General features: G+C 72.0%; 3 protein-coding genes and 1 pseudogene. 2 read left to right on the forward strand and 2 right to left on the reverse strand.

Annotation, left to right across the window (positions count from 1 at the left end):
• Positions 1–544, forward strand: a pseudogene (locus MFF42_RS24985) (hypothetical protein); the annotation flags it as partial.
• A 56-nt stretch (positions 545–600) separates the two neighbouring features.
• On the opposite strand, the gene MFF42_RS24990 reads toward MFF42_RS24985, so the two are convergent.
• Together MFF42_RS24990 and MFF42_RS24995 are read right to left on the reverse strand one after the other, a co-directional pair.
• Positions 601–921: a hypothetical protein gene (locus MFF42_RS24990; RefSeq protein ID WP_238258655.1), complete on the reverse strand. Its 321-nt coding sequence runs from the start codon at positions 919–921 to the stop codon at positions 601–603.
• 415 nt (positions 922–1,336) lie between these two features.
• On the reverse strand, positions 1,337–4,603 hold the full coding sequence (locus MFF42_RS24995; RefSeq protein ID WP_238258657.1) for an SEL1-like repeat protein: 3,267 nt from the start codon (positions 4,601–4,603) through the stop codon (positions 1,337–1,339).
• Between the two features lie 321 nt (positions 4,604–4,924).
• Here MFF42_RS24995 and MFF42_RS25000 point away from each other — a divergent pair.
• Positions 4,925–5,798, forward strand: an 874-nt coding sequence (locus MFF42_RS25000) for an acyl-CoA dehydrogenase family protein (protein WP_238258660.1), incomplete at its 3' end; no start/stop codon positions are given.

Consider the following 5,798-nt stretch of genomic DNA (forward strand, 5'->3'; position numbering starts at 1 on the left):
CGGCTACCGGGCGCTGCTGCGGGCCTGCGGCGCGGTGGCTCCGCCCGACATCGCCGAGCGCCCGCGCTTTCCCCATGACGGGCTGTGGGATCTCGGCGACAAGTTGCCGGAGCGGCCGCGGGAGACGGTGGTGAACTGGGCGGTGCATCGCGACGCGTCCCGCGCCTACGCGAGTCCGCTGGTCGAGTCCTACGAGGCGGCGGGCAAGGCGGGCGACCTGCATGTCGGCGCCCACGTCATCTACCGGAACCCGTCGCCCCAGGCCGACCCGCGCACCCTGGTTCTGTTCGGGGATTCCTACGCGCATTTCGCGCCGATCATGCTGACGAGCTTCCTCGCGGAGACGTTCCGCGAGATGCACTTCGTCTGGTCGTCGAGCCTCGACTGGGACTACATCGAGCGCGTCCGCCCCGACATCCTGATGTTCGAGATGGCGGAGCGCTTCCTCGTCCGCATCCCGAGCGACGACTTCGACGTCGCGGCCTACGCGAAGCCGGAGATGGAGAAGCCGGTGCGGCAGGCGGAGATGGCGCCGCTGGTCTGACGCGCCGCGGCGCCCCCGCGCGAGGGGCACCGCGCCTTTCGTCGAAGGTCGGATGCTCAGCGGGCGCAGACCCGCTGACGGGCCGGACCCCCGCCGCCGGCCTGGTAGCTCTTGGCGTGGCCGATCGAGCCGGTCATGTCCTGGGTCGGATTGCCGCCGCCGCGCTTCACCACGATGTCGCAGTAGCCGGACGCGCGGCCCGCGGGGAGCGGGAGCGCGCCGAACCCGTCGTTGGCGACGCGCGGCGGGGCCGGCGGCACGACCTGCGACGGCAATGCGGTCCACGTGCTCTTCTTCGCCCGGGCCGGCTGCGCTGCGGCCGGGATCACGGCGACTGCCAGCAGGACGACCGAGGCGAGTGATGCGAAGCGCAGCATGTCGTGCTCCTCTCTTGTTCAAATGCCGATTAATTTCGAAGCAAGAGCGCACGTAACATGCAATTTTGCTGTGCCAAGTGTGATAAAACACAATAATGTGATGAATTTTAATCCGTATATGAACGCAAAAAACGTATGGGATTATATCCGTTGCTTGGACGTATATAAGGAGTATCGATCTTTACTGAGAGCATCGAGGCGTGCGGCTCGGGTAGTCGTTCCCGAGTGGGTGGCTGATCGAACGCTCGCGGCGATCCGGTCGGGCCGAGGCGGTGGGTACGGCGGGCGGAGATCCGTGCGAGCTCCGCTCCAGCCGCGGTGGATGCGCGGCGCCGAACGCGCAAACGCCAACAGGCCGCGTTCCTCTGCGGAACGCGGCCTGTCTCGACGATGGAATCTCGTTCTGAACGGTCGCTCAGACCCCGACGCGCTTCTGCGCCGAGGGTTGGAACGTGCCGGTCGGCATGCCCGGCGACGGGACGCCCATCAGGGACATCGGCGCCGCGGCGGTGGCCTTGGGCGACGGCGCCTCGTTCGCGGCCGGATCGACGGCCTTCGCCCGGAAGCTCGCGGCGGCGTTCTTGGCCTCGGCCAGATCCTTCGGCGAGAGCTTCGTGGCGACCTCGTCCCGCTTGCGGCCCGCTTCCTGATCGCCCTGCGCCGCGGCGGCCGAGAACCAGAGATAGGACTGGACGAGATCCTGGCCGACGCCGAGGCCGCGGGCGTAGAGCACGGCGAGATTGTACTGGCTGTCGCGCACGCCGTGCTCCGCCGCCCGGCGGAAGGCGTTCGCGGCGTTGGTGAAATCGGGCTTGCCGTTGGCGGTCGGGTTCTCGGCATGCAGGACGGCCAGGTTGTGCATCGCCCGGATGTTGCCCTGATCCGCGGCGCGGCCGTACCAGACCTTCGCCTTCTCGACGTCGCGGATCACGCCGGAGCCCTTCTCGTAGGCGTTTCCGACCTTGAACTGGGCCGGGGCGTAGCCGGCCATCGCGAGCTTCTCGTAGAACCGGGCGGCGAGCGCGAGGTCGCGCGTCACCCCGCGGCCCTCCGCCTGGCGGGAGGCGATCTCCCACACGGCGGCGCCGTCGCCGTCGAGCGCATCCTGCTTGAGCTTGGCCAGGGCCGGCGGCAGGCCGGCGAGGTCCGTCCCGAGCGCGGCCATGCCGGCGACCGGGGGCAGCCCGCGCTTGACCGCCGGGGCCTTCGATTCGGCGATGGATTGTGTCGTCACCGGATCGGCCGGGCTCGCCTGGGCGGCGGCCGGGGCCGGCGCGTCGGCGGAGGGCTGAGCGGGGGACGCCTGCGTCTGGGCCGTGGCGCCCGGCGCCGGCTCGGCCCTAGCGTCCGCGCTGCGGTTCGCCGGGGCGTCGGGAGCGATCACGGGGGCGGTGCCCGCCACCGGACGGGCATCCGGGGAACCGCCCTCCGTCGGCGCGCTCGTGCCGGCCACGAAGGCCTGGTAGGCGCCGAGCGCCAGCACCACGGCGGCGAGGCCGAGCAACAGGGTCCGGCGGCGGCCGTCGAGAGCGGAGCGGATCCGAGACAGCGGCGCCGTCTCCGCGCCCGGCACGCGGGAGGCCGGGGCGACCTTGTCGCGCAGCCGCGCCGTCAGCGGGGCGTCGGCCGCGGCTTCCACCTGGGCGGCCTGCGCCGCGCGGCGGGCGGCGGCGATGAAGCTCGTCTTGATGTCGGCGCCGCCGACGGCGGGGCTCGCCTCCGGCGCGGACGGGCGGCCGGGTCCGGGGCGGCCGGCGCCGGGCTCCAGCAATTCATCGGACAGGCGGCTCGCGTCCGTTCCAGTGACCGGCTCGGCCGTCGCCGTCCGGCGCGGGCGGGCCGGCTCGGACGCCGCCTTCGGGGCGGCGGGGCGCTCCTGCGCGACGCGCTCGCTCGGCGGCGCCGCGACGGGCGCCCGCTCCTGCGGAGCGGCGGCGGCGAGGGCGGCGGGGGACGTCATCGTCCGATCGAGCTGCTCGCTCAGGCGCGTCAGCACCGTGTGGACGCCCTCCATCGTCGATTGGAGGCGCTGGTCCGAGCCCTTCTGGTTCGCCCGCAGTTCGGCGAGATCGGCCCGCAGCAGCTCGAAATCGCCGCCCGCCGCCTTGAGCGGGGCGGCCGAGCCCGCCACGGCGTCGCGGACCGCGCGCGCGACGGCGGATTCCAGGTCGGTCCCGCTGCGCAGGGCCGCGACCTGGGCGAGCAGATCGCCCATGGAGCGTTCGAGGCGCGCGATCGCCGGATCGGTGTCGCGCGGGGCGTCAAGGCGGCTCGCCAGGGCGAGAACGTGGCGCTCCAGGGCGTCGAGTCCGCTGCCGTCCGCGCCGACGCGATCGACCTTCTCCGCCACGGTCTCGAGCCGCGCGATCAGCTCGCCGACCGGACCCGTCTCGGTCCGGCCGAGCCGGTCGGCGAGCGCCTCGAACCGTCCGAGCAGTTCGCGGGGCATCTCGCGGGAGGGATCGGGCGACTTCAGCTCGCCGCGGATCTCCTCCAGCAGCGGCTTGATGGCGGCCATCCCCGCATCCTCGTCCCGCTGCAGCTGGGCGATCTGGACGCTGATCGCCTGCACGCCCTGGGCGAGGCTCTGGATCCGTTCCGGACCCGCCAGGGACGCCACGAGGCGGCGGATCTCGTCGAGCTCGCGGAACACGCTGTCGAGGGCGCTCTGGTCGGCGGGACCCGACAGGGCGCCGGACAGGACGTCGTCGACCTTCGCAACCAAGCGCTCCACTTCACCCGCGACGCGGGCATGAACGTTGTCGGCCACGTCCCCGGCAAGGCGCTCCACCTGGACGCGCATCAGCTCGATCGGCGCGGCGATGGCGGCGAGTTCCTGCGGATCGCGGGCCCGCTGGAGGTCGCTGGCGACGGCCTGCATCGTCTGCTCCAGCTCGCCCACGTCGCGGCCGGTGGCGAGACCGCCGAGCGCGTCGCGCAGGCGGCTGGTCTCGCGCTGCAGCTCGACGATGGCCGGAGACGGCTCCTGACCGTAGGCCTCACCCGCGTAGGGATCCGCGGCCGGCATCGCGGCCTCGGCGGCCTCCGACACCTCCGGCTCGGCCGCGCCGGCGGCATTCCATTCGGCGATGCCCTCCTCCAGCTCGCGCTGGCGGCGGCGCACCTCGGCGACGGCGTCGCGGACCTCGGTGGCGAGCGGGCGTCCGCGCCGGCCCAAGGGCCGCGGCGCGCTGAGTTGCCCGGCGAGTTCGCCGACCTTGCGCTCGATGTCGCCGATCATCCGGGCCGCGTCGGCCTTCGAGGCCTCGCGCTCCTCGCTGATCGAGCGATCGAGGGCGTCGAGCCGCCGCATCATCGCGCCGATCGACGCTTCGAGCGAGGCCGCGGGCGACACCGTCCCGGAATCCTCGGAGGCCGGGGCGGCGGGAACCGCCTCGCGGCGCTTGTGCTGCGGCGCCTCCTTCCGGGGCGCGGCGATCTTGTCCGTCGGCCGTCCCCCGGCCTGCCGCGCCTGATCCGTGCCCGCGTCCTTGGCTGCGTCCTTGGCCGGCGTCGAGGCGTCCGCGCGCCGCCGCCGCGGTCCCGGTTTCGCCGTGTCGGGCGCGGTGACGGAGGCGATCCAGCTCTCCAGCGGCACCCCCGCCCGCCGGGCGACCTCGCGGGCAGCCGCGAGCACCTCCGGGTCGAAGCTTTCGAGGCTGATCGGGGCAGTCTGTTTCATCGCGCGGAGATCCGAAGTCGGCGGCTTCCGGTATCCACCGGAGTGCCGATTCGCGCTGGGGCGTGATGCGGCAGATCGCGGATCGGACAGGAGCGACCTTTTCCGTTCTTGGTAAATGGCTGGTTAAGAAAGCGATTGAACCGCCGCGCTTTTCCGGGACCGGCCCGCCTGCGGGGGCCGTGGTTGCCCGTGCGCCGCAGGGGGTCCAGCGCGGACGGCCCTTGCGGAGCGGCCGGGGGATAGTTTACATGTGAACTATCTTGGATCGGAGCCGGCCGCGCGGGCTCGGCTCGACCGACAATGATGCGGGAGGCTGACGCGATGCCGAGCTACCGGGCCCCGGTCGAGGACACCCTTTTCCTCCTCAACGACGTCCTCGCGATCCACCGCTACGACAACCTGCCCGGCTTCTCCGAGGCCTCGCCGGACGTGGTCGAGGCGGTGCTGAACGAGGGCGGCAAGCTCGCCGAGGAAGTCCTGTCGCCGTTGAACCTGTCGGGCGATCAGGAGGGGTGCACCCGCCGCGAGGACGGCAGCGTCGTCACGCCGAAGGGCTTCAAGGCGGCCTACGACGCCTACGCGGCCGGCGGCTGGATGGGGCTGTCCGTGCCGGAGGAATTCGGCGGCCAGGGCCTGCCGCACGTGCTCAACACGGCGATCCAGGAGTTCGGCTCCGGCGCCAACCTCGCGCTCAGCATGTATCCCGGCCTGACGCAGGGCGCGGTCGCCGCGCTGCTGGTCCACGGCTCGCAGGAGCAGAAGGCCACCTACCTGCCCAAGATGGTCGAGGGCGCCTGGACCGGCACCATGAACCTGACCGAGCCGCATTGCGGCACGGATCTCGGGCTCCTCAAGACCAAGGCGGTGCCGAACGGCGACGGCTCCTACAGCCTCACCGGCACCAAGATCTTCATCTCGGCGGGCGATCACGACCTGTCGGAGAACATCGTCCACCTCGTCATCGCCCGGATCGAGGGTGCGCCGTCGGGCACCAAGGGCATCTCGCTCTTCGTGGTGCCGAAGTTCCTCGTGAACGAGGACGGCACGGTGGGCGCACGCAACGCGGTGTCCTGCGGCTCGCTCGAGCACAAGATGGGCATCCACGGCAACGCCACCTGCGTCATGAATTACGACGGCGCCAAGGGCTGGCTCGTGGGCGAGGAGAACCGCGGCCTCAACGCGATGTTCGTGATGA

It is taken from the genome of Methylorubrum podarium (assembly GCF_022179745.1).
GTDB classification, from domain to species: domain Bacteria; phylum Pseudomonadota; class Alphaproteobacteria; order Rhizobiales; family Beijerinckiaceae; genus Methylobacterium; species Methylobacterium podarium.

Coding starts and splice junctions, on each gene's coding strand:
- MFF42_RS24990 (WP_238258655.1), bottom strand. CDS start 921: ATGCTGCGCTTCGCATCACTCGCCTCGGTCGTCCTGCTGGCAGTCGCC.
- MFF42_RS24995 (WP_238258657.1), bottom strand. CDS start 4,603: ATGAAACAGACTGCCCCGATCAGCCTCGAAAGCTTCGACCCGGAGGTG.